Source organism: Kitasatospora sp. NPDC092948 (assembly GCF_044754805.1).
Classification (GTDB): Bacteria; Actinomycetota; Actinomycetes; order Streptomycetales; family Streptomycetaceae; genus Kitasatospora.
The window spans coordinates 16,664-39,240 of record NZ_JBIVPU010000017.1; the positions used below are offsets into that span (position 1 = coordinate 16,664).

Annotated in this window: 18 protein-coding genes; 12 read left to right on the plus strand and 6 right to left on the minus strand. The window is 73.0% G+C overall.

Features of this window, described 5'->3' with window-relative positions; translation table 11 throughout:
- Positions 1-128: 128 nt before the first annotated feature.
- The 5 genes from ACIQF6_RS32075 (at position 129) to ACIQF6_RS32095 (ending at position 4,320) form a co-directional block, all read left to right on the plus strand.
- On the plus strand, positions 129-1,001 hold the full coding sequence (locus tag ACIQF6_RS32075; RefSeq protein ID WP_400901362.1) for a helix-turn-helix domain-containing protein: 873 nt from the start codon (positions 129-131) through the stop codon (positions 999-1,001).
- A 72-nt stretch (positions 1,002-1,073) separates the two neighbouring features.
- Complete coding sequence (gene rimO / locus ACIQF6_RS32080) at positions 1,074-2,528, plus strand: 30S ribosomal protein S12 methylthiotransferase RimO (RefSeq protein WP_400901364.1); 1,455 nt, start codon at positions 1,074-1,076, stop codon at positions 2,526-2,528.
- Positions 2,525-3,157, plus strand: coding sequence for a CDP-diacylglycerol--glycerol-3-phosphate 3-phosphatidyltransferase (gene pgsA / locus ACIQF6_RS32085; protein WP_400901366.1), 633 nt, complete (start codon positions 2,525-2,527; stop codon positions 3,155-3,157). Before rimO ends, pgsA begins: the two co-directional genes overlap by 4 nt.
- Entirely contained in the window at positions 3,150-3,635 is a 486-nt protein-coding gene (locus ACIQF6_RS32090) for a CinA family protein (RefSeq protein WP_400901368.1), read from the plus strand. The genes pgsA and ACIQF6_RS32090 overlap by 8 nt, the downstream gene beginning before the upstream one ends.
- 316 nt (positions 3,636-3,951) lie before the next feature.
- On the plus strand, positions 3,952-4,320 hold the full coding sequence (locus ACIQF6_RS32095; protein WP_030457965.1) for a helix-turn-helix domain-containing protein: 369 nt from the start codon (positions 3,952-3,954) through the stop codon (positions 4,318-4,320).
- Between the two features lie 290 nt (positions 4,321-4,610).
- Here ACIQF6_RS32095 and ACIQF6_RS32100 read toward each other — a convergent pair whose 3' ends face one another.
- The gene (locus tag ACIQF6_RS32100; protein WP_400901370.1) at positions 4,611-9,290 is read right to left on the minus strand and encodes an ATP-dependent helicase; all 4,680 of its coding nucleotides are present in this window, start codon (positions 9,288-9,290) and stop codon (positions 4,611-4,613) included.
- A gap of 148 nt (positions 9,291-9,438) precedes the next feature.
- Here ACIQF6_RS32100 and ACIQF6_RS32105 point away from each other — a divergent pair, with 148 nt between their 5' ends.
- The 6 genes from ACIQF6_RS32105 (at position 9,439) to rny (ending at position 16,308) form a co-directional block, all read left to right on the plus strand.
- The gene (locus tag ACIQF6_RS32105) at positions 9,439-10,965 is read left to right on the plus strand and encodes a S8 family peptidase (RefSeq protein ID WP_400901372.1); all 1,527 of its coding nucleotides are present in this window, start codon (positions 9,439-9,441) and stop codon (positions 10,963-10,965) included.
- A gap of 25 nt (positions 10,966-10,990) precedes the next feature.
- A complete protein-coding gene (locus tag ACIQF6_RS32110) occupies positions 10,991-11,185 on the plus strand; it encodes a DUF3046 domain-containing protein (RefSeq protein ID WP_400306668.1) in 195 nt (64 codons plus the stop codon).
- Positions 11,186-11,219: 34 nt separating this feature from the next.
- Positions 11,220-12,515 carry an AI-2E family transporter gene (locus ACIQF6_RS32115; RefSeq protein ID WP_400901375.1) on the plus strand — a complete coding sequence of 432 codons (1,296 nt, stop codon included), beginning with the start codon at positions 11,220-11,222 and terminating at the stop codon, positions 12,513-12,515.
- Positions 12,516-12,684: 169 nt separating this feature from the next.
- The gene (recA, locus tag ACIQF6_RS32120) at positions 12,685-13,782 is read left to right on the plus strand and encodes a recombinase RecA (RefSeq protein WP_400901377.1); all 1,098 of its coding nucleotides are present in this window, start codon (positions 12,685-12,687) and stop codon (positions 13,780-13,782) included.
- A 4-nt stretch (positions 13,783-13,786) separates the two neighbouring features.
- Positions 13,787-14,749, plus strand: coding sequence for a RecX family transcriptional regulator (locus ACIQF6_RS32125; protein WP_400901379.1), 963 nt, complete (start codon positions 13,787-13,789; stop codon positions 14,747-14,749).
- A 155-nt stretch (positions 14,750-14,904) separates the two neighbouring features.
- Entirely contained in the window at positions 14,905-16,308 is a 1,404-nt protein-coding gene (gene rny, locus ACIQF6_RS32130) for a ribonuclease Y (RefSeq protein ID WP_400901380.1), read from the plus strand.
- Positions 16,309-16,356: 48 nt separating this feature from the next.
- Here rny and ACIQF6_RS32135 read toward each other — a convergent pair whose 3' ends face one another.
- From ACIQF6_RS32135 to ACIQF6_RS32155, 5 genes are all read right to left on the minus strand, one after another.
- Complete coding sequence (locus ACIQF6_RS32135) at positions 16,357-18,069, minus strand: FAD-dependent monooxygenase (RefSeq protein WP_400901382.1); 1,713 nt, start codon at positions 18,067-18,069, stop codon at positions 16,357-16,359.
- A gap of 107 nt (positions 18,070-18,176) precedes the next feature.
- Positions 18,177-19,004 carry an amino acid ABC transporter permease gene (locus ACIQF6_RS32140; RefSeq protein WP_400901384.1) on the minus strand — a complete coding sequence of 276 codons (828 nt, stop codon included), beginning with the start codon at positions 19,002-19,004 and terminating at the stop codon, positions 18,177-18,179.
- Positions 19,001-19,651, minus strand: a complete 651-nt coding sequence (locus tag ACIQF6_RS32145) for an amino acid ABC transporter permease (RefSeq protein ID WP_400901386.1) — start codon at positions 19,649-19,651, stop codon at positions 19,001-19,003. The genes ACIQF6_RS32140 and ACIQF6_RS32145 overlap by 4 nt, the downstream gene beginning before the upstream one ends.
- Positions 19,652-19,692: 41 nt before the next feature.
- Positions 19,693-20,607, minus strand: coding sequence for a glutamate ABC transporter substrate-binding protein (locus tag ACIQF6_RS32150; RefSeq protein ID WP_400901388.1), 915 nt, complete (start codon positions 20,605-20,607; stop codon positions 19,693-19,695).
- An 84-nt stretch (positions 20,608-20,691) separates the two neighbouring features.
- A complete protein-coding gene (locus ACIQF6_RS32155; protein ID WP_400901540.1) occupies positions 20,692-21,420 on the minus strand; it encodes an amino acid ABC transporter ATP-binding protein in 729 nt (242 codons plus the stop codon).
- Positions 21,421-21,843: 423 nt separating this feature from the next.
- Between ACIQF6_RS32155 and ACIQF6_RS32160 the strand changes: the two genes are divergently transcribed.
- Entirely contained in the window at positions 21,844-22,575 is a 732-nt protein-coding gene (locus ACIQF6_RS32160) for a response regulator transcription factor (protein WP_400901390.1), read from the plus strand.
- Positions 22,576-22,577: the final 2 nt, after the last annotated feature.

The window sequence follows — 22,577 nt, forward strand, 5'->3', positions numbered from 1 at the left end:
AGGTGACCACCCGTCAACTTCGGTAGCGGAACTGTGGCACGTTCGGGCCCCCTCCGGTTGAGAAACGTTACGGCACCACCCCTAGACTGGTTCCTCAGCAGGTGGCCTCCGCTCGAAAGGCGTGTCCAGTGACCATCGGCAAGTCCCCCCGCCGCTCCGCCCCCGGCTCCTCCGCGCCCGCCTCCGCCACCCCGGAGCACCCCGCGGAGCCGAGTCACGCCGCCGACGGGCCGAGCATCGGGCGGATGCTCGCCAGGGCCCGGATCGACGCCGGCCTGACGGTCGACCAGGTCAGCACCCGCACCCGGATCCGGGTGCCGATCGTGCACGCCGTCGAGTCCGACGACTTCGACCGCTGCGGCGGCGCCTTCTACGCCCGCGGCCACCTGCGGCTGCTGGCCCGCGAGGTCGGCCTGGACGGCGAGGCGCTGGTCGCCCGCTACGACGCCGAGTACGGCGGGTCCGCGGGCGAGCCCGCCGCCCGGCTGTTCGAGACCGCGCCGATCAAGGTCGCCGACCACCGCCGCCCGAACTGGACCGCCGCCATGGTCGCCGCCATCGTCGCGGTGGTCGTGCTGATCGGCTACAACCTGGCCGGCTCCTCGTCCTCCGGCGACAACGGCCCCGGTGCGGCCAGCGCCCCGCTGCCCTCCGGCGTCTCCGCCCCGGCCACCGTGGACGCCTCCGTGCAGCCGCCCGCCCCCGAGACGGGCAACGGCGCGGTCGCCGCCGTCCCCGCCGACAAGGTCACCGTCAAGCTGGTCGCCGGGCAGGACAAGAGCTGGGTCACCGCCAAGGACGGCAGCGGCAAGTCGCTGTTCTCCAACAACCTGGAAGCCGGCCAGGACCAGACCTTCACCGACCCGAAGAAGATCACCCTGGTGATCGGCAACGCCGGGGCCGTGCACCTGTTCGTCAACGGCAAGGACCTCGGCCCGGCCGGTCAGGACGGCCAGGTCGTGCACCTCACCTACACCCCGGGCGACCCGCAGGCGGGCTGATCCGGCCGTTCGGACAAGTCGCGCGCCCTCCGGGGGGAACTCCACCGGGGGGCGCGCGTTAATCTTGGCGTCATGCCTGAAACCCGCACTGTCGCCCTGGTCACGCTCGGATGCGCCCGCAACGAGGTCGACTCCGAGGAACTCGCCGGGCGACTGGAGGCCGACGGCTGGCGACTGGTCGACGACGCCAGCGAGGCCGACGTCGCCGTCGTCAACACCTGCGGGTTCGTCGAGGCCGCCAAGAAGGACTCCGTCGACGCCCTGCTGGAGGCCAACGACCTCAAGGGACACGGCCGCACCCAGGCCGTGGTCGCGGTCGGCTGCATGGCCGAGCGCTACGGCAAGGAACTCGCCGACGCCCTCCCCGAGGCCGACGGCGTGCTCGGCTTCGACGACTACGCCGACATCTCCACCCGCCTGAACACCATCCTCTCCGGCGGTCACGTCGAGGCCCACACGCCCCGCGACCGCCGCAAGCTGCTCCCGCTCACCCCCGTCGAGCGGCAGGCCGCCGCCGCCGAGGTCGCGCTGCCCGGCCACGGCGCCCCCGAGGACCTCCCCGACGGCCTCGCCCCCGCCTCCGGCCCGCGCACCCTGCGCAAGCGCCTGGACGACGCCCCGGTCGCCTCGATCAAGCTGGCCTCCGGCTGCGACCGCCGCTGCTCGTTCTGCGCCATCCCCGCCTTCCGCGGCTCCTTCATCTCCCGTCGCCCCAGCGACGTGCTGAACGAGGCCGTCTGGCTGGCCGGCCAGGGCGTGCGCGAGGTCGTGCTGGTCTCCGAGAACAACACCTCCTACGGCAAGGACCTCGGCGACATCCGCCTGCTGGAGACCCTGCTCAGCGAGATCGCCGCCGTCGACGGCATCGAGCGGGTCCGGGTCAGCTACCTGCAGCCCGCCGAGATGCGCCCCGGCCTGATCGACGTGATGACCGGGACCGACAAGGTCATGCCGTACTTCGACCTGTCCTTCCAGCACTCCGCGCCCGCCGTGCTGCGCCGGATGCGCCGCTTCGGCTCCACCGAGCAGTTCCTCGGCCTGCTGGAGTCGATCCGCGCCAAGGCCCCCGAGGCCGGCGCCCGCTCCAACTTCATCGTCGGCTTCCCCGGCGAGACCGAGGAGGACTTCGCGGAGCTGGAACGGTTCATCACCCACGCCGGACTGGACGCCATCGGCGTCTTCGGCTACTCCGACGAGGACGGCACCGAGGCCGCCGGCTACGACGGCAAGCTCGACCAGGACGTGGTCGACGACCGCGTCACCCGGCTGTCCAAGCTCGCCGAGGAGCTCACCGCGCAGCGCGCCGAACAGCGCGTCGGCAGCGAGATCACCGTCCTCGTCGAGTCGATCGAGGACGGTGTGGTGGAGGGCCGCGGTGCCCACCAGGCCCCCGAGACCGACGGCCTGACCACCCTGCTCGGCGCCGACGACGCCGAGATCGGCCAGTTCTACCGGGCCACCGTGGTCGGCACCGAGGGCGTCGACCTGGTCGCCGAGGCGATCACGCTGCTCGGAGCCGACGTATGACCAAGGGGCCGGGGGCGCCGGCCGAGACCCGGCCGGTCCCGGCCGCCGTCCCGCCGCAGCCCGGCCTGTGGAACATCGCCAACGTGCTGACCATGTTCCGGCTGCTGCTGGTCCCGGTCTTCGTCGCGCTGCTGTTCGCCGACGGCGGGCACGACCCCAAGTGGCGGGCGTTCGCGTGGGCGGCGTTCGCCGTCGCCATGATCACCGACGTGTTCGACGGGGCACTGGCCCGCAGCAAGGGCCTGATCACCGACTTCGGCCGGATCGCCGACCCGATCGCCGACAAGGCGATCATGGGCGCCGGCCTGATCGGCCTGTCGATCCTCGGCGACCTGCCCTGGTGGGTCACCGCGGTGATCCTGGCCCGCGAACTCGGCATCACCCTGATGCGGTTCTGGGTGATCCGCTACGCGGTCATCCCGGCCAGCCGGGGCGGCAAGCTGAAGACCCTCACCCAGGGCATCGCGGTCGGCATGTACGTCCTGGTGCTCACCGGCCCGCTGGCCACCGGCCGCGCCGTGATGATGGCCATCGCCGTGGTCCTCACCGTCGGCACCGGCCTCGACTACCTGGTCCAGGCCGTCCGGCTGCGCCGCGAGGGCATCGCCAGGGAGCGCCGCGGTGAGTGACCTCGCCGCCCGCGTGCTGGCGGCGCTCGGACGGGACGGCGCCACGCTGGCCGTCGCCGAGTCGCTCACCGGCGGCCTGCTGGCCGCCACCCTGGTCGACGTCCCCGGCGCCTCCGCGGTGTTCCGGGGCTCGGTCACCGCGTACGCCACCGACCTGAAGGCGTCCGTGCTCGGGGTCGACGAAGGCCTGCTGGACGTCCGCGGGCCGGTCGACCCCGTGGTGGCCCGGCAGATGGCCGAGGGCGTGCGCGCACTGCTCGGCGCCGACTGGGCGCTGGCCACCACCGGCGTCGCCGGGCCCGACCCGCAGGACGGGCAGCCCGTCGGCACCGTGTACGTCGGCCTCGCCGGCGCCCGGGGAACAGAAGCGCTGCCGCTCCGGTTGTCCGGTGGGCGCGACGCGATCCGACACCGCTCGGTGGAAGCCGCACTCGACCTGCTGCTGCGCCGGCTGACCGGACCGGACGCCAACCGCTGAGCATCACCGAAAAGCCGGACAGGTCGGGCGGAAACCAGTGAACCCGCCGCGCCTGATGGAGGAACGTGTTAGACCGGATGCTCCGGCCGGGCCGAACCCGGTCGGACCGCCACCGCGTCGACCGACGGTCGACCGAATGTCCGGAGCCGGACATCTGCCCGTCACGGGTGGTTCGACGGCCCGGAAGGGGAAGAACAGGGGAGGGGACGCCTTGCAGCCCAGAGTGAACACGACCCCGGTCCCCGCACGGGACACGGACAAGGCGGTACGGTGGGGTCGTGACATCTCGATCCGCAGTCCGAGGAGGGAGGCACCGATGATTCTGCTCCGTCGCCTGCTGGGCGATGTGCTGCGTCGGCAGCGCCAGCGCCAGGGCCGCACACTCCGCGAGGTGTCGGCAGCCGCCAGGGTTTCGCTCGGGTACCTCTCCGAGGTCGAGCGGGGTCAGAAGGAGGCGTCCTCCGAGTTGCTCTCCGCCATCTGCGACGCACTCGACGTGCGGATGTCGGAGGTCATGCGCGAGGTCAGCGACGAACTGTCGCTCGCCGAACTTGCGGCGATGGCCACCCTCTCCGAGGGTGATCTGCTGAGGCCGGTGCTCGAACCGGTTCCGCTGCCGGCCCCCGGTGTCGACCGGTCCGGATCCATCTCGCCCAAGGCGGCGATGGACGTGGTGGCGGCCTGACCGGACCTCGACAGTTCCGCTCCCGCGGAACGCCGGGTGAAGGAGGGTCGCAATGCACACGTTGCGCAGTGCGCTGTTGCTGGGTGCGACGGCACTGGTCGGTCTGAGCTTGATACTGCTGCTTACGGGCGGCACCGCGAGAGACGGCGGTGCCGCCCTCGGCATGCTCGCGGCCGGATGGTGGGGGATGGGGCTCATTCCGGTGCACGCGAGAAGCCGGGGAGCGCACCACCAGGGAGAGCACCACCAGGGGCGCGGGGAACTGCGCGAGGCGGAAGGCACCCCACCGGCTACCTGATCCGGTAGCCCTTCGGGGTGGGGTGGAATCCGGCCGTTTCCAGGTGGGGGCCCAGGGGGCTGGTGAGGGCGGGGTGGCCGTTGATGCGTTCGATGGTGAGGGGTTGGGCCAGGGCGGCGAGGGCGGCGGTGACGGCGGGGCCCTCGGTGGACCAGGTGAGCAGTGATTTCCCGCCACGCTCGAGGTAGAGGACCAACTCGCCGTCGACCAGCGCGACCAGGGAGCCGGCCTTGCGGGCGGGACGGTGTGCGGCGGTGGTGTCGGCCGGGGGTTCCGGCCAGGGCAGCGCCGCGCCGTACGCGTTGGCGGGGTCCGCGGCGGCCAGTACGACGGCCTGCGGGGCCTCCGCGGGGGTGTGCGTCGACCAGTCGTTGCCGGTGCGCTCCAGGCGGGAGTTGACGGAGCGCAGGCGGTCCGCAGCGCCCTCCATGGCGAACTGCGCGCCGCCGAGGCCTTCCACGAAGTAGCCGCGGCGCGCCTTGCCGCGTTCCTCGAAGGCGGCCAGCACCCGGTAGACGCCGGCGAAGCCGCCCGGGACGCGTTCGGCGGCGACGGTGCCGCGGGTGAGGATGCCGTGCCGGTCCAGCAGGGCCTGGGCCTGGGCGGCGGCCCGTACGGTCGGGTCGCCGCCGAAGGACGGCAGCAGCGACCAGCGGCCGGCGGCGGTCGGCGGGCCGGAGCGGGAGCTCGGGCGGGCCAGGCCGCGGCCCGCACCGCCGTAGCGGCCGCGCGGGGTGGAGCGTGGCGCCCGGTGGGCGGTCGCGCCCGCGGTGCGGCCGGAGCCGAGCAGGTTGCGCAGCGGGGCCAGGGTGTCGTTGGTGACGTACCCGGCCCAGACCAAGTCCCACAGGGCGTCGACGATCTCGGCGTCCGGGGTGTCGGGGACGCGTTCGGCGAGCTGGCGGAAGAACGCGCCGTAGCCGCCGGTGAGCGCCTCCAGCAGGGCGGTGTGGATCGGGCCGGGGGTGAGCGGCAGCGGTTCGGGGCGCAGCAGGTGGGCGTTCTCCGGCAGGTGCAGGCTGATCCAGCCGTCCTTGCCGGGCAGGGCGCCCGCGCCGGACCAGCCGATCTCGCCGGCGGCCATCAGTTCGTCCAGCAGGCCGGGGGAGTAGTCGGTCAGCCGGGCCGGCAGGACGAGCTTCTCCAGGGCGGAGGCGGGCAGGGCGGTGCCCTGGAGCTGTTCGACCACCCGGTAGAGGCCGTCGGCGCCGCGCAGGCGGTGGCCGGCGAGGTGCTGCCACTGGGGGAGGAACGCGGCCAGGGCCTTCGGCGGGACGGCTTCGACCTCGTGGCGCAGGGCGGCGAGCGAGCGGCGGCGCAGGCGGCGCAGCACGTCGGCGTCGCACCATTCGGGGGCGGTGCCGGTGGCAAAAAGGGGGGCGCGAAGCGCTTCGTCAGAAGGGTGGTGGTGGGCGACGGGCGGGCGGAACTCGCCCTGGACCAGGCGGCCGGCGGCGGTGAGGCGGTGCAGGGTGCCGGTGACGACGGCGCTGCCGAGGCCGAAGCGTTCGGCGGCGTCGTGGGCGGTGAACGGGCCGTGGGAGCGGGCGTAGCGGGCCAGCAGGTCGCCCAGCGGGTCCTTGACGGGTTCGGTGAAGGCCTCGGGGACGCCGACCGGCAGCGGGGTGCCGAGGGCGTCGCGCAGGCGGCCGGCGTCCTCGACGGCGGACCAGCGCAGGGCGCCGCCGATCCGGACCTGGATGACCCGGCGGGCCGCTTCGAGTTCCAGCGCCCACAGCGGTTCGGCGCCGCGGTCGGCGAGTTCGGCCTCGCTGAGCGGGCCGAGCAGGCGCAGCGCGTCGGCGACGCCCTCGGCGTCCTTGATCCGGCGTTCGGGGGTGAGGCGCTGGAGTTCGGCCTCCAGGTCGGCGAGCACCGCCGGGTCGAGCAGTTCGCGCAGTTCGGCCTGGCCGAGCAGTTCGGACAGCAGCCGGGAGTCGAGGGAGAGGGCGGCGGCGCGGCGTTCGGCGATCGGGGAGTCGCCCTCGTACAGGAACTGGGCGACGTAGCCGAACAGCAGGGAGCGGGCGAACGGGGACGGTTCGGGGGTGGTGACCTCGACCAGGCGGACGGCGCGGGACTCCAGGTCGCGCATCAGCTCGACCAGGCCGGGGACGTCGAAGACGTCCTGGAGGCATTCGCGGACGGCTTCCAGCACGATCGGGAAGGAGCCGTACTCGGCGGCCACTTCGAGGAGTTGGGAGGCGCGCTGGCGCTGCTGCCAGAGCGGGGTGCGCCGGCCGGGGTTGCGGCGGGGCAGCAGCAGGGCGCGGCCGGCGCATTCGCGGAAGCGGGCGGCGAACAGGGCGGAGCCGCCGACCTGGTCGGTGACGAGCTGTTCGATGTCGCCGGAGTCGAAGACGGCGGCGTCGGCGCCGACCGGGGCCTCGTCCGGGGGCGGAGAAGTACTGGCATATGAGGTGGTGGCGGTGGGGAAGTCGGCGAGCAGGTCGGCGTCGGGCAGGCGCAGCACGATGCCGTCGTCGGCGTGCATGACCTGCGGGTCCAGGCCGTGCTTCTCGCGCAGCCGGGCGCCGATGGCCAGCGCCCACGGGGCGTGCACCTGGGCGCCGAAGGGGGAGTGGACGATGATCCGCCAGTCGCCGAGCTCGTCGCGGAAGCGCTCGACCACGATGGTGCGGTCGTCGGGCAGGTGCCCGCAGGCCTCGCGCTGTTCGGCGAGGTAGGACAGCAGGTTGGCGGCGGCCCAGTCGTCCAGGCCGGCCGCGCGCAGCCGGGCGGTGGCGGCGGTGGGGTCCATCGCGCCGACCTCGCGGACGAACGCGCCGACGGCGCGGCCGAGTTCGAGCGGGCGGCCGAGCGAGTCGCCCTTCCAGAACGGCAGTCGGCCGGGGATGCCGGGGGCGGGGGTGACGAGCACCTTGTCGTGGGTGATCTCCTCGATCCGCCAGGAGGTGGTGCCGAGGGTGAACACGTCGCCGACCCGGGACTCGTAGACCATCTCCTCGTCGAGCTCTCCGACCCGGCCGCCGCCCTTTTTCGGGTCGGCGCCGGCGATGAAGACGCCGAACAGGCCGCGGTCGGGGATGGTGCCGCCGGAGGTGACGGCGAGGCGCTGGGCGCCGGGGCGGCCGGTGACGGTGCCGGCCACCCGGTCCCAGACGATGCGGGGCCGCAGCTCGGCGAAGGCGTCGGACGGGTAGCGGCCGGCCAGCATGTCGAGGACGCCGTCGAACGCGGACTGCGGCAGGGTCGCGAACGGTGCGGCGCGGCGGCAGACGGCGAGCAGCTCGTCCACCTCCCAGGTGTCCAGGGCGGTCATCGCGACCAGCTGCTGGGCGAGCACGTCCAGCGGGTTGCGGGGGATGCGCAGGGCCTCGATGCCGCCGGAGCGCATCCGTTCGGTGACCACGGCGGACTGCACCAGGTCGCCCCGGTACTTGGGGAAGACCACGCCGGTGGAGACCGCGCCGACCTGGTGCCCGGCCCGGCCGACCCGTTGCAGGCCGGAGGCCACCGACGGCGGTGACTCGACCTGCACCACCAGGTCGACGGCGCCCATGTCGATGCCCAGTTCCAGGCTGGAGGTGGCGACCACGGCGGGCAGCCGGCCGGCCTTCAGCTCCTCCTCGACCAGGGCGCGCTGCTCCTTGGAGACCGAGCCGTGGTGGGCCCGGGCCAGCAGCGGCGGGGCGCCGGCGGCCGCGCCGGAGCCGCCCATCAGTTCGGCGGGGGCGTGCGACTCGGGCAGCGGGGCGCCGGTGGCCCGCTCGTAGGCGATCTCGTTCAGCCGGTTGCACAGCCGCTCGGCGAGGCGGCGGGAGTTGGCGAACACGATGGTCGAGCGGTGCGCCTGCACCAGGTCGACGATCCGCTCCTCGACGTGCGGCCAGATCGAGGACTGCTGACGCGGGTCGCTCTCCTCGGCGGGCGTGGCGGGCAGGTCGGCGAGGTCGGGGACGGGCACCACGACGGACAGGTCGAAGCGTTTGTCGCTGCCGGGCTGGACGATCGCCGCGCCGCGCTGCGGGCTGAGGTAGCGGGCGACCTCGTCGACCGGGCGGACGGTGGCGGACAGGCCGATCCGGCGGGCCGGGCGGTCCAGCAGCTCGTCCAGCCGTTCCAGGCTGAGCGCCAGGTGGGCGCCGCGCTTGGTGCCGGCCACCGCGTGCACCTCGTCCAGGATCACCGTGTCGATGCCGCGCAGCGCCTCCCGGGAGGCGGAGGTGAGCAGCAGGAACAGCGACTCGGGGGTGGTGATCAGGATGTCCGGCGGGTGGGTGGCGAACTTGCGGCGCTCGGCGGCGGGGGTGTCGCCGGAGCGGATGCCCACCTGCACCTCGGGTTCGGGCAGGCCGAGCCGGACGCTGGCCTGCCGCAGGCCCGCCAGCGGGGCGCGCAGGTTGCGTTCGACGTCCACCGCGAGGGCCTTCAGCGGGGAGATGTAGAGCACCCGGCAGCGGCGCTTGGGGTCGGCGGGGGGCGGGGTGGAGCTCAGCCGGTCCAGGGCGGAGAGGAAGGCCGCCAGGGTCTTGCCGGAGCCGGTCGGGGCGACCACCAGGACGTCGGTCTCCAGCCGGATCGCCGACCAGGCCCGGGACTGGGCCTCGGTGGGGGCGGCGAACGCGCCGGTGAACCAGGACCGGGTGGCCGGGGCGAAGCCGTCCAGCGGATTCGGGGCGTCGGGCGCGTCGGGGTCGGAGGTGGCCATGCACCCATGGTGCCCCGACGGGCCGACAGGTCACGGGCGGTCACCGTCTGTCGCAGTCCGTGCAGCCAATCGTACAAATCGCTCATATGGTGAGGAATCGGACCCACCTCACGGGACTCCGGCCCGGCCGACGAGCGGAGAACACGCGATGGAGCAGGTGAGCCAGGCCCCCGACAGCACCCCCCGGCGCCGCAGCGTCCGCGTATTCGGCGCGACCCTGCTCTGCGGGCTGCTGCTCGGCGGCGCCGTGCCCTACGTCACCGGCACCGACGGCACCTACTACAGCTACCTGGTGCTCGACGAGCGCGCCGACGCCCAGGGCGCCGACCACGCCGCCGACCAGGTCCGGGCGGCCGGCGGGCAGGTCGTCCAGGGCTACCCGCAGATCGGCGCCGTGCTCGCCTACGCCGGCGCCCGGTTCGCCGAGAAGCTCCGCGGCCGGCCCGGCACCGCCGCGGTCGGCGCCACCCGCACCGTCCCCGTGCCCTCCCCGCCCCGGCCGCTGGCCGGCGCCGCCTTCGGATCCGGCGGCCCCGCGGTCGACGGCGCCGACGACACCACCGCCACCGTCCCCGACCCCGGCGAGCGCGCCGACTGGAACCTCGCCATGATCGGCGCCGTCGAACGCCCGCCCGGCCACGCCGCCCTGCTGCGCCCGCCGCTGGACCGCCCGGCCGACCGCTCCGCCGACCGCAGCGTCGCGCTCCCCACCGCGGAGCAGCTGTCCCGGGTCACCGTCGCGGTGCTCGACTCCGGCGTCGACGACACCCATCCCGACCTGCGCGCCGCCGTCGACCCCGCCGCCTCCGTGTCCTGCGCCGACGGCCGGCCCGACGCCCGCAGCGGCGCCTGGCGGCCCGACGACGCCATCAACGAGAGCGGCCACGGCACCCACGTGGCCGGCATCATCGGCGCCGCCCGCGACGGCCGCGGCGTCACGGGCGTCGCCCCCGGCGTGCGGATCGCCGCCGTCCGGCTGCTCGGCCCGCTCGGCCAGTACTACGCGGAGAACATCGTCTGCGGCATGCTCTGGGCCGCCGACCACGGCGCCCGGGCCATCAACGACAGCTACTTCGCCGACCCGTGGAAGTACAACTGCCCCGAGGACGCCGACCAGGCCGCCCTGATCGCCGCCGTCGGCCGCGCCGTCGCCTACGCCCAGCGCAAGGGCGCCGTGGTGGTCGCCTCGGCCGGCAACGACGCCCAGGACCTCACCGCCGAACGCTCCGACCACCGCAGCCCCAACGACCGCACCGGCGGGCCCCCGCAGGAGCGCGAACTCGGCACCGAATGCATCCGACTGCCCGGCGAACTGCCCGGCGTGGTCACCGTCGGCGCCGTCGACCGCAACGGCCTGCCCGCCTCCTACAGCAACTACGGCCGCGGCCGGATCTCCCTCAGCGCACCCGGCGGCGACCCCGACGGCGGCACCGAGGGCGCGATCATCTCGGACTGGCCCGGCGGCAAGTACGCCGCGCTGGCCGGCACCTCGATGTCCGCCGCCCACGTCACCGGCGCCGTCGCCGTGGTCGCCGCCCAGCACCCCGACTGGGACCCCGACCGGATCTCCGCCGCCCTCGCCAAGGCCGCCGACGGCAACTGCGTGCAGACCCTCCCGGTCGGCTGCCAGGACCGCGACTACTACGGCGCGGGCATCCTCGCACTGCCGCGCTGACCGGCCGGTGCCCGATACTTGGCGCATGAGGCTGACCGAGTTCTGGCGACGGATGTACCTGCACTTCGGCGAGTCGTACGCGGAGTCCTTCGCCCAGGACCACGTGATGGCCGAGCTCGGCGGCCGCACCGTGCGCCAGGCCCTGGACGCGGGCTGGGAGGCCAAGGACGTGTGGCGCGTGGTCTGCGTCACCCAGGGAGTGTCAGATCGACTGAGATGACCCGATTCGTCCGCCGGTGAGTGAGACTTGGCCGGTGTCCAGCAGTGCAGAGACCCCCGACCGGCTTTCCGACGAACACCTCCCCACCGGCCCGCAGCCGGGCCGGCAGAGCGGCGGCGACACCGCCGACCCCGGCACCCGCCGACTGCGCCGCGGCGCCGCCGGCAGCGGCGCGATGCCGCGCTGGCTGCCCCGCGCGATGCTGCTCGCGCTGGTCGGCGTCGGCCTGTTCCAGCTCGCCGACTGGGCCTTCCACCAGCTGATCGACCTGTTCGTGATGCTGCTGGTCGCGTTCTTCCTGTCGCTCGCGATGGAACCCGCCGTCGACCGGATGGCCGCCCGCGGCGTCCGGCGCGGCCTCGGCACCTTCCTGGTGTTCATCGGCGTCGGCCTGGCCGTGGCCGGCTTCCTCACCGCACTCGGCACCCTGCTGGTCGACCAGGTCACCCAGGTCGCCGGGAAACTGCCGCAGATGCTGCACGACCTGATCGACTGGATCAACCACACGTTCCACACCGAGCTGTCGCTCGACCAGCTCCAGCACCAGGTGCTCAAGGACTCCGGCACCATCGAGAAGTACGCCCAGCAGGCCGCCGACAACGTCTGGGGCGTCACCGGCACCGTCGTCGGCGGGCTGTTCCAGGCCTTCACCGTCGGCCTGTTCACCTTCTACTTCACCGCCGAGGGCCCCCGGGTGCGGCGCACCGTCTGCTCGATGCTGCCGCCCTCCAAGCAGGCCGAGGTGCTGCGCGCCTGGGAGATCGCGCTCGCCAAGACCGGCGGCTACCTGTACTCCCGGGCCGTGCTCGCACTGGTCTCCACCCTCGGGCACTGGGCGTTCTTCGAGATCATCGGACTGCCGTACGCCGCCGCGCTCAGCGTCTGGGTCGGCGTCATGTCGCAATTCGTCCCGACCATCGGCACCTACCTGGCGGGTGCGCTGCCCGTCCTGGTCGCGCTCACCGGGCAGCCGGTGGACGCGGTGTGGGTGCTCGTCTTCGTGATCGTCTACCAGCAGATCGAGAACTACCTGCTGCACCCGCGGATCACCGCCAAGACCGTCGACGTGCACCCCGCCGTCGCCTTCGGCGCGGTGATCGCCGGCGCCGCGCTGCTCGGCGCGGTCGGCGCGCTGATCGCCATCCCGGCCGCCGCCACCCTGCAGGGCTTCGTCGGCACCTACGTGCGCCGCTACGAGGTCGAGGACGACCCGCGGATCGACCGCGGCGAGGAGCGCCGGTCGCGGCGGCGGGAGGCCGTGCGGCGGCTGCGGCAGATGGTGTCCGGCACGGGCACGGAGCCGGAGGAGACGCCGCGCTCCGAGGGCTGACGGTCGCGGCGTGCGGCGTGCGGTCTTCGACTGGATTCGAACGTATGTTCTTTGTACGCTTCGGCGCAGAGTTTTCCACAGGCCGAGCCCGTCCGGGGCCGATTGTCGGTGGGACGCGCTAGCGTCGATGACGATGAAGCGCAACGCACAGAACCCGAGGGTGGAAGCCATGGCAGGAACGGATCGCGAGAAGGCCCTGGAGGCCGCACTCGCCCAGATCGAACGGCAGTTCGGCAAGGGCTCGGTGATGCGCCTCGGCGAGAAGGCGAACGAGCAGATCGAGGTGATCTCCACCGGGTCCACCGCCCTCGACGTGGCGCTCGGCGTGGGCGGCATCCCGCGTGGCCGCGTGATCGAGATCTACGGCCCGGAGTCCTCCGGCAAGACCACCCTGACCCTGCACCTGGCCGCCAACGCCCAGAAGGCCGGCGGCACCGTCGCCTTCGTCGACGCCGAGCACGCGCTCGACCCCGAGTACGCCAAGAAGCTCGGCGTGGACACCGACAAGCTGCTGGTCAGCCAGCCGGACACCGGTGAGCAGGCGCTGGAGATCACCGACATGCTGATCCGCTCCGGCGCGATCGACCTGGTGATCATCGACTCGGTGGCCGCGCTGGTGCCGCGCGCCGAGATCGAGGGTGAGATGGGCGACTCGCACGTCGGTCTGCAGGCCCGCCTGATGAGCCAGGCGCTGCGCAAGATCGCCGGTGCGCTGAACCAGTCGAACACCACCGCGATCTTCATCAACCAGCTGCGCGAGAAGATCGGTGTGATGTTCGGCTCCCCCGAGACCACCACCGGTGGTCGGGCGCTGAAGTTCTACGCCTCGGTCCGCCTCGACATCCGGCGCATCGAGACCCTGAAGGACGGCACCGAGGCGGTCGGCAACCGCACCCGCGTCAAGGTGGTCAAGAACAAGGTCGCCGCGCCGTTCAAGCAGGCCGAGTTCGACATCCTCTACGGCGTGGGCATCAGCCGCGAAGGCGGCCTGATCGACATGGGCGTGGAGCACGGCTTCATCCGCAAGTCCGGCGCCTGGTACACCTACGAGGGCGACCAGCTCGGCCAGGGCAAGGAGAACGCCCGCAACTTCCTGCGCGACAACCCGCAGCTGGCCGACGAGATCGAGGTCAAGATCAAGGGCAAGCTGGGCATCGGCCCGAAGCCGGCCGAGGCCGAGGGCGACGCCCCCGCGGTGGAGATCCCGGCCGCGGCCGCCCCCGCCAAGGCTGCCGCCAAGAAGACGGCGGCCGCTGCCAAGGGCTGAACCGTTGACGCACCGGCACGACACCGACCACCCGGCACCGGGTCCGTCCGAGGACGGACCCGGTGCGGGCGTATGGGGAGAAGCACAGAACGACGCCGCCGGTCCGCCGGACTGGTTCGCGGCCGTCGCGGAGAACGACGACGCCTCGGGCCCGCCGGACTGGTTCGCGGCGGTGGCCGAGGAGCCGCCCGCGCGGCTTCCGGCAGCGGAACCGGCCCAGGAGCTTGCGGTGGGGGAGCTGCCCGGGCTGATGCGGGCGTCCGAACTGGCCGCGGGCCGGCGCCGGCGGCGCAGCGAGCTCGGTGAATTGCCGTTCGCGGCGCCGGTGGAGGAGAAGCCGCGGCCGAAGCGGCGGGCGAGGACCGAGCGTACGGAGGCCCAGCGCTCGGAGGGCGGGCGCTCGACGACCGAGCGCGCGGAGGCCGGGCGTTCGGAGGGGGCGTCCGGGGCCGGGCGGCGTGGGCGGGGGGCCGCCGAGCAGGGGGATCCGGCGGAGCGGGCCCGGGACATCTGCCTGCGGCTGCTCACCGGGGCCGCCAAGTCCCGCAAGCAGCTGGCCGATGCGCTGCGCCGCAAGGAGATCCCGGACGAGGTCGCCGAGCAGGTGCTGTCCCGGCTGGAGGAGGTCGGGCTGATCGACGACGCCGCCTTCGCCGAGGCGTGGGTGGAGTCCCGGCACGCGGTGCGCGGACTGTCCCGGCGGGCGCTGGCCCAGGAGCTGCGCACCAAGGGTGTCACCGGGGAGACCGCGGAGCGGGCGCTGCTGCAGGTCGACGCCGAGGACGAGTCGGAGGCCGCCCGGGCTCTGGTGGAACGGAAGTTGCGCTCCACCGCCGGGCTGGACCGGGACGTGCGGATGCGCCGACTGGTGGGGGTGCTGGCCCGGCGCGGCTACGCGGAGGGCCTGGCGTTCCGGGTGGTCCGGGAGGCGTTGGACGCGGAACCGGCGGAGGGCGACGACTGGTAGGAGGACAGGCAGAGATGACTGTTGATCAGATCATCGGAGCCATTTCTCGATCGCATCTTGACCGTTTCGTAACCTCGGCCTAGCCTCACACTCAGTGGCTGGACGATCGCGGAGGTCACCTCAGCGGCAGCGTGCGCAGGACGGGGAGTGGCCGGATGGGGATCGCTCAGAACACCGGAACGAGTTCCTCCCTGCTGCTGGCGGCCGGCATCCTGATCGGCGCCCTCGCGCTGGTGCTGATCGCCGGCTTCCTGATGCTCCGGCAACGCCGCGCCGAACTCGACCGCCGCGAGCAGCGGTTGACCGCCGAACTCCAGCGCCTGCACCTGCACGAGGACGAACTCGCCGACCGCGCCGCGGAGTCCGAGCGGGTGCGCGACGAACTCGCCGAGCGGAGTGCGGAGAGCCGGCTGCTGCTGGAACGCACCGCCGGGCTGACGCCCGCCCAGGCCCGGGACGAGGTGGTGCGCGCCGCGGAGGCGGAGGCCCGTCGGGAGGCGGCGCTGACCGTCCGGGAGATCGAACGGCGCGCGGTCGTCGAGGGCGAGGGCCGGGCCCGCGAGATCATCGCCTCGTCCATCCAGCGGCTGGCCGCCGAGCAGACCGCCGAGACCGTGGTCACCACGCTCCGGCTGCCCAGCGAGGACATGAAGGGCCGGGTGATCGGCCGGGAGGGCCGCAACATCCGCGCCTTCGAGGCCGTCACCGGCGTCAACCTGATCGTCGACGACACCCCCGGGCTGGTCCAGCTCTCCTGCTTCGACCCGGTCCGGCGGGAGAGCGCCCGACTCACCCTCGAATCCCTGCTCGCCGACGGGCGGATCCACCCCGCCCGGATCGAGGAGGCGCACGAGCGCAGCCGCAGCGAGGTCGAACGGCTCTGCCTCCGGGCCGGGGAGGACGCGCTGCTCACCGTCGGCATCGGCACCGCCGACGAGATGGCCCCCGAACTGGTCCGCACCCTCGGCACGCTGCGCTACCGCACCTCCTACGGGCAGAACGTGCTCGGCCACCTGGTGGAGTCCGCGCACCTGGCCGGGATGATGGCCGCGGAACTCGGCGTCGACCCGGAGCCGGTGCGCCGCGCCGCGCTGCTGCACGACATCGGCAAGGCGCTCAGCCACGAGGTGGCAGGCAGCCACGCCCTGATCGGCGCGGAGTTCGCCCGCCGGCACGGCGAGTCGGCGGAGGTCGTCCACGCGATAGCGGCCCACCACGGCGAGGTCGAGGCGAAGACCGTCGAGGCGGTGCTCACCCAGGCCGCGGACGCCTGCTCGGCCGGCCGGCCCGGCGCGCGGAAGGAGTCCGTGGAGGCGTACGTCCGGCGGCTGGAGCGCCTGGAGGAGATCGCGCGGGCGCACGACGGGGTCACCAAGGTCTACGCGATGCAGGCCGGCCGCGAGGTCCGGGTGATGGTGCAGCCGGAGCTGGTCGACGACGTGCGCGCCCAGGAGATCGCCCGGGAGGTGGCCCGGCAGGTCCGGGAGGAGCTGACGTACCCGGGGCAGATACGGATCACCGTGGTGCGGGAGTCGCGCGCGACGGAGTTCGCGCGGTAGCCCCGCGTCCGTCGCACCCACGTGCGGCCCGCTGTCCGTGCCGCGGCCTCACCGGCCTGTTCCTTCCGCTTCGCGCAGTTCGCCGCGCCCCTGGTTTCCCACCCGCTCCCGTGCGCCGGTGGTCAGGGGGGCCGTGAGAGTGTGCAGCGCCTCCGGCTGGAGGCCGGGGGTGGTGCCGAGGAGGTGGCCGTCGGGGCGGACGAGCAGGACGGTGTGCGGGGCGGCGCCGGGGTAGGCGTCGGTGACCAGGACCTCGGTGGGGACGGGCAGGGCGTCGGCGAGTTCGGTGAGGCGGGGCATCAGACCGGCGCCGAGCCAGTGTTCGGCGGACCAGACGGTGGTGCCGGGGGCGACCAGGACGAGCAGGAACGCGGTGCCGAGGCGGGCCCGGAGGGTGTCCGCGGCGCCGTCGGCGGTGACCACGGGGAGGTCGGGGACCAGGACGCCGGGGGCGACGGGGGAGAGCTGTTCGGTGAGCGAGGTGCCGCGGCCGGCGCCGCGCTGCTCGGGGACCCGGAGGACGACGCCGGAGGGCGTCGCCGGGTAGGCGGGGGCGCCGCCGAAGCGGCCGGTGCCGAGCTGCCCGTCGGCGAGCAGCGGGGCGTGCTTGCGGAAGGAGCCGGAGATCAGCGCGCGCCGGGTCTGTGCCCAGCCGCGCAGCGGCCGCAGCAGCGGCATGGTCTGGTCGACGGCGCGCAGCCGCGCGCCGACCGCGCCGCGGCGTTCGCTCTCGTAGCCGTCGAGCAGGGCGCTCTCGGCGGGGGCGCTGTCGGGCGGCAGGTGCCAGGCGAGGGCGAGGCGCCAGGCGAGGTTGTCGGCGTCGCGCAGGCCGTCGGCGAGGTTCTGCATGCCGAGGGCGCCGTGCAGGTGGGCGGCGTCGCCGGCCAGGAAGCAGCGGCCGGTGCGGAAACGGCCGGCCAGGCGCTGCTGGTAGGTGTGGTCGGCGGCGGCGAGCAGCTGGTGGGGCGGCAGTTCGCCGCACCAGCCGGTGAGCGCGGAGGCGACCCGGGTGAGCAGGGTGTCGCCGGTGACGATGCCGGGCCAGGTGGCGTGCGGGTCGACGGGCTCGGTGGGCTGGGGACGGCCGGGGGGCAGCCGCCAGTCGAGCCGCCACAGGCCGTCGGGCAGTGGGCGGGCGGAGGCTTCGCGGTCGCCGCGCCACGGGGGTTCGCGGTGCAGCCGGGCCTCGCCGGGGAACGGCAGGTCGACGCGGACGGTGGCGACGGCGTGCCGGTCGACGGCGGGCCGGCCGGGGAAGCGGATCTTGAGCAGTTTGCGGACGGTGGAACGGGCGCCGTCGCAGCCGACCAGGTGGCTGCCGTGCCAGCGGGTCTCGCCGTCGGCGGCGGCGGAGGCGGTGCGGACCGTCACGCCGTCGTGGTCCTGGGTGAGTTCGACCACCCGGTGCCGCGGGGCGAGGCGGATCAGCGGGGTCGCGGTGACGGCGTCGCGCAGGCCGCGCTGGAGGCGGTGCTGGGCGAGGTGCAGGACCGGCTCGTCGGCCAGCGGCAGGCGCAGCACCTCGGCGCGGCGGCGCCAGATGGTGAAGGCGTCCCAGCGGGCGGCGTCGGAGCCGACCCGGGTGTAGCCGATGCGGGCGAGGAACGCGGCGGTGTCGGAGCCGAGGACGACGGTGCGGGGGCTCTCCGGGCAGACGCCGGTGCCCTCGTCCAGGACCACGCTGGGGACTTCGTTGCGGGCCAGGGCGAGGGCCAGGGCGAGGCCGACCGGTCCGGCCCCGACGATGATCACTGGATCCATGTCGGGGCCTTCGGGCGGGCGGTGTCGGCCGCCGGTGCGTCAGCTGCCGGGTGGGAGTTCCCAGGTGGTGTCACGAAGAGCAATGCAACAGATCACCTGGGTGTCCGTCAAGCAGCGGTTGTGCTGCGCCGGGTCGCGCCGCGGCGGCTGCGGGACTCCAGCCAAGTGGCGAGGCCGCTGAGGGCGACGCACAGGCCGATGTAGATCGGGGCGCCGATCAGGAACACCGGGATGTACGGGTAGCCGTCCGAGTTGGAGGCGATGATCTTCATCTGCCACAGCAGCTCGGGGAAGGTGATGATGTAGCCGAGCGAGGTGTCCTTGAGGGTGGTCACCAGCTGGCCGATGATCGCCGGGAGCATCGAGCGGACGGCCTGCGGCACCAGCACGATGCCCATCACCTGGGTCTTGCGCAGGCCCAGGGCGTAGGCGGCCTCGGCCTGGCCGCGCGGGACGGCGTGGATGCCGGCCCGGATGACCTCGGCCTGGACGGCCCCGTTGTAGAGGGTCAGGGCGATCACCAGCGCCCACATCGGCTGGGCGCCGAATGCCGCGCGGTACAGCGCGAAGACCATGATCACCAGCGGCATGGCCCGGAAGAACTGGACCACCACGGTGGATGCGACGCGCACCGGGAAGTGGTCGGAGAGCCGGCCGACGGCGAGCAGCGAGCCGAGCACCAGCGAGCCGACCGCGGCCAGGCCGAAGGCCTTCAGGGTGGCCAGTGCGCCGTTGAGGAGCCGCTGCTGGACGCCGGTGTATTCGAACGGCGACCACAGTGCGGAGTCGAACTGGCCGGCGTCGGCGAGGTTGCTGACGACGAGCCAGATCAGACCGGCGATGCCGACCAGGCCGAGCAGGCCGAGGATCCGATTGCGGGTCCGGGCCCGGGGGCCGGGGACGTCGTACAGGACGGACGCGCTCTGGGTGCTCATCGGGCCACCGCCACTCGACGCTCAAGGAGGGAGAACACGGCGTTGATGCTGAAGCTGATCGCCAGGTAGGCGAGCGCGATCCAGAAGAAGATCTCGAAGATGCCGTAGCTCTGCTCGGTCAGGTGCTTCTGGACGCTGAACAGCTCGGGCACGTTGAAGGCGCCTGCGATGGCCGAGTTGCGGGGCAGGGCGATGAACACCGAGCCCATCGGGGAGATCACCGAGCGGGCCGCCTGCGGCAGCACCACCAGCCCGAGGGTCTGGCCGAAGCCCATGCCGAGCGAGCGGGCCGCCTCGGCCTGGCCGAGCGGCACGGTGTTGATGCCGGCCCGCAGCACCTCGCAGACGAAGCTGCCGGTGTAGGCGCTGAGCGCCATCACCGCGAGCGTGAAGCTGTCGAGGTGCACGTCCAGCGGCGGCAGCATGAAGGTCACCGCGAAGAACAGCAGGGTCAGCGGGGTGTTGCGGAAGACCGTCACCCAGGCGGTGCCGAACCACCGGAGGACGGGGACGGGCGAGACCCGGAAGGCCGCCAGCACGAAGCCCAGGAGCAGTGCGAACAGGGCGCTGAGCGCACTCAGTTCGATCGTCCGCAGGAAACCTTCGGCGAACGCCGAGAAGTTGCCGTGCTCGAATATCAGACCCATGCCGGCGGCCCTCCTTTCTCAGTAGTTGATCCGACCGGGCGTCAGCCCGCGATCGGGTCCAGGGCCGGGACGCTCGGCGCGGCGGAGCCGGACAGGCCGAGGGTGGCGTCGTACGCCTTCTTCCAGTCGCCGTTGTCCTCGTGGGCCTTCAGCGCGTCGTTGATCGCCTTCTGCAGCGCCGCGTCGCCCTGCTTCAGGCCGACGCCGTAGCGCTCCTCGGAGAAGGGCTGGCCGACGACCTTGAGCTTGCCCTGGTTCTTCGCGGCGTAGCCCTTGAGGATCGAGTCGTCGGTGGTGACCGCGTCGACCTCCTTGGTCAGCAACTTCTCCACGCACATCGAGTAGCTGTCGAACTGGGTGACCTTGGCGCCGTACTTCTGGATGTTGGCGATCGAGGTCGAACCGGTGGCGGTGCAGACCGACTTGTCCTTGACGGAGTCGGCGCCGGTGATGTCGGTGTTGTCCTTGTTCACCAGCAGCGACTGGCCGGCGATGTAGTACGGGCCGCCGAACGCGATCTTCTCCTTGCGGCCCGCGGTGATCGAGTAGGTGCCGACGTAGTAGTCGATCTGGCCGCCGGAGATCGCGGTCTCACGGTTGTTGGAGGTGATGGTCTGCCACTCGATCTGGTCGGCGGAGAAGCCCAGGTCGGCGGCGATCATCTTGGCGATCTCGATGTCGAAGCCGCTGCGCTTGCCGGTCTGCACGTCCTCGAAGCCGAGGAACGGCTGGTCGGCCTTGGCGCCGATCTTCAGCTTGCCGGCCTTCTTGGCGGCGGCCCAGACCGGCGAACTCTCCAGGTTGGCATCGGTCTTGACGGTGTAGGTCGGCAGCTGCGGGGCGGCCGAGCCGCCGGCGGCGGCCGTGTCGCTCGGGGAACCGTCCTTGCCACAGGCGGCGACCGCCGTCAGGGCGAGCACGGACAGGGCGGCGGCAATGGTGCGACGGGCCTTCATGCGGTCGTTCTCTCCTCGATAGGGGCCACGGCAGGCTCCGGGCCACTGCGAATTGACGCTACTGACGCTTGATCGACTGTGGGGTCAGTGCTGCAGGATCTTCGACAGGAAGTCCTTGGCGCGGTCGGTGCGCGGCGCGGTGAAGAAGGCGTCCGGAGTGTTCTCCTCGACGATCCGGCCGTCCGCCATGAACAGCACGCGGTTGGCGGCGGAGCGGGCGAAGCCCATCTCGTGGGTGACCACGACCATGGTCATGCCCCGCGCGGCGAGCGAACGCATCACCTCCAGCACCTCGTTGACCATCTCCGGGTCGAGGGCGGAAGTGGGCTCGTCGAAGAGCATCACCTTCGGGTCCATCGCCAGCGCCCGGGCGATCGCCACGCGCTGCTGCTGGCCGCCGGACAGCTGCGACGGGTACTTGTCGGCCTGGGCGCCGACACCGACCCGGTCCAGCAGCTCACGGGCGATCCGCTCGGCCTCGGCCTTGGCGACCTTGCCCACCTTCACCTGGGCGAGCACCACGTTCTCCAGCACGGTCTTGTGCGAGAACAGGTTGAAGGACTGGAACACCATGCCCACCTGGGCGCGCAGCTTGGCCAGTTCGCGGCCCTCGGCCGGCAGCGGCCGGCCGTCCACCTCGATCGTCCCGGAGTCGATGGTCTCCAGCCGGTTGATGGTGCGGCACAGCGTCGACTTGCCGGAACCGGACGGGCCGATCAGCACCACGACCTCGCCCTGGGCGATCTCCAGGTCGATGTCCTGCAGCACGTGCAGGGCGCCGTAGTGCTTGTTCACCCCGCGCAGGGCCACCAGAGGCGCGGTGTCGCGCTGCTCGGGACTGTTCTCGGTCATCGCCGTCCGCTCCCTCGTCCTCCGAGCCCGGGGCCAACTCGCTTGGTCCGCAGAGCCGGTGATGGTCCGTCTCATGCTCGGGGGCCGGGGCCGGCGGAGCCCGCGGCCCCCGAACTGGGGCGACTTTAGGCAGGTACACGACTTCCCGTCAGCCGATCTGAGCTGAACTTGAGCATCACGGTTCGGCTACGCCGGGTAGTCGCCGGGTAGCGATACCGGAGCGGTAACAGACCGGCCGATGCGGTTGACCTGGACCCGTCGGATGGGAGTGGATGCCAGGATGGCCCGGTTCCACCTCGGACCGGCGCCATGCCGACCACCCGCCGACGGCGACCGTGCCCTCGGCCCGACCGCATCCCGACGAACACCGCAGGAAGGAGCCCGATGCGCCTGCTCCTGGTCGAGGACGACGACCGCGTCGCCGCCGCCCTGGTCGCGGTGCTGGGCCGGCACGGCTTCCAGGTCCGGCACGCCCGCAGCGGCCACGAAGCGCTGGACGCGCTCGTCCCGGACGGCAGCGAGCCCTACCGGGTGGTGCTGCTCGACCTCGGACTGCCCGACCGCGACGGCTTCGAGGTGTGCAGCCGGATCCGGGCCGGCAGCGGCGTCCCGGTCATCATGGTGACCGCCCGCGCCGACATCCGCTCCCGCATCCACGGCCTCAACCTCGGCGCCGACGACTACGTGGTCAAGCCGTACGACATGGGCGAACTCCTCGCCCGCATCCACGCGGTGGCCCGCCGCGGCACCCCCAAGGGCGCCGAGGACAGCAGCCCCGAGCCGGACGGCCCGCTCGCCTCCCGCGGCGTCGAGATCGACCGCGAACGGCGCCGGGTCAGCGTCCACGGGCGCGATGTGCCGCTCACCCGCAAGGAGTTCGACCTGCTGGCGCTGCTCGCCCAGAGCCCCGGCGTGGTCTACCGCCGCGAACAGATCTTCAGCGAGGTCTGGCGCTCCGGCTGGGAGGGCAACGGCCGCACCCTGGAAGTCCACATCGGCTCGCTGCGCACCAAGCTCGGACTGCCCGGCCTGGTCGAGGCCGTCCGCGGCGTCGGCTACCGGCTCATCCCCGACAACCCCGACACCCCGTCCGTCGACGACGCCGCGGAGCGCTGACC

Bases quoted from the DNA above. Each gene is read 5' to 3' on its own strand.
- rimO (WP_400901364.1), top strand. From the start codon at position 1,074: ATGCCTGAAACCCGCACTGTCGCCCTGGTCACGCTCGGATGCGCCCGC.
- pgsA (WP_400901366.1), top strand. From the start codon at position 2,525: ATGACCAAGGGGCCGGGGGCGCCGGCCGAGACCCGGCCGGTCCCGGCC.
- ACIQF6_RS32095 (WP_030457965.1), top strand. From the start codon at position 3,952: ATGATTCTGCTCCGTCGCCTGCTGGGCGATGTGCTGCGTCGGCAGCGC.
- ACIQF6_RS32100 (WP_400901370.1), bottom strand. From the start codon at position 9,290: ATGGCCACCTCCGACCCCGACGCGCCCGACGCCCCGAATCCGCTGGAC.
- ACIQF6_RS32105 (WP_400901372.1), top strand. From the start codon at position 9,439: ATGGAGCAGGTGAGCCAGGCCCCCGACAGCACCCCCCGGCGCCGCAGC.
- ACIQF6_RS32110 (WP_400306668.1), top strand. From the start codon at position 10,991: ATGAGGCTGACCGAGTTCTGGCGACGGATGTACCTGCACTTCGGCGAG.
- recA (WP_400901377.1), top strand. From the start codon at position 12,685: ATGGCAGGAACGGATCGCGAGAAGGCCCTGGAGGCCGCACTCGCCCAG.
- rny (WP_400901380.1), top strand. From the start codon at position 14,905: ATGGGGATCGCTCAGAACACCGGAACGAGTTCCTCCCTGCTGCTGGCG.
- ACIQF6_RS32135 (WP_400901382.1), bottom strand. From the start codon at position 18,069: ATGGATCCAGTGATCATCGTCGGGGCCGGACCGGTCGGCCTCGCCCTG.
- ACIQF6_RS32140 (WP_400901384.1), bottom strand. From the start codon at position 19,004: ATGAGCACCCAGAGCGCGTCCGTCCTGTACGACGTCCCCGGCCCCCGG.
- ACIQF6_RS32145 (WP_400901386.1), bottom strand. From the start codon at position 19,651: ATGGGTCTGATATTCGAGCACGGCAACTTCTCGGCGTTCGCCGAAGGT.
- ACIQF6_RS32150 (WP_400901388.1), bottom strand. From the start codon at position 20,607: ATGAAGGCCCGTCGCACCATTGCCGCCGCCCTGTCCGTGCTCGCCCTG.
- ACIQF6_RS32160 (WP_400901390.1), top strand. From the start codon at position 21,844: ATGCGCCTGCTCCTGGTCGAGGACGACGACCGCGTCGCCGCCGCCCTG.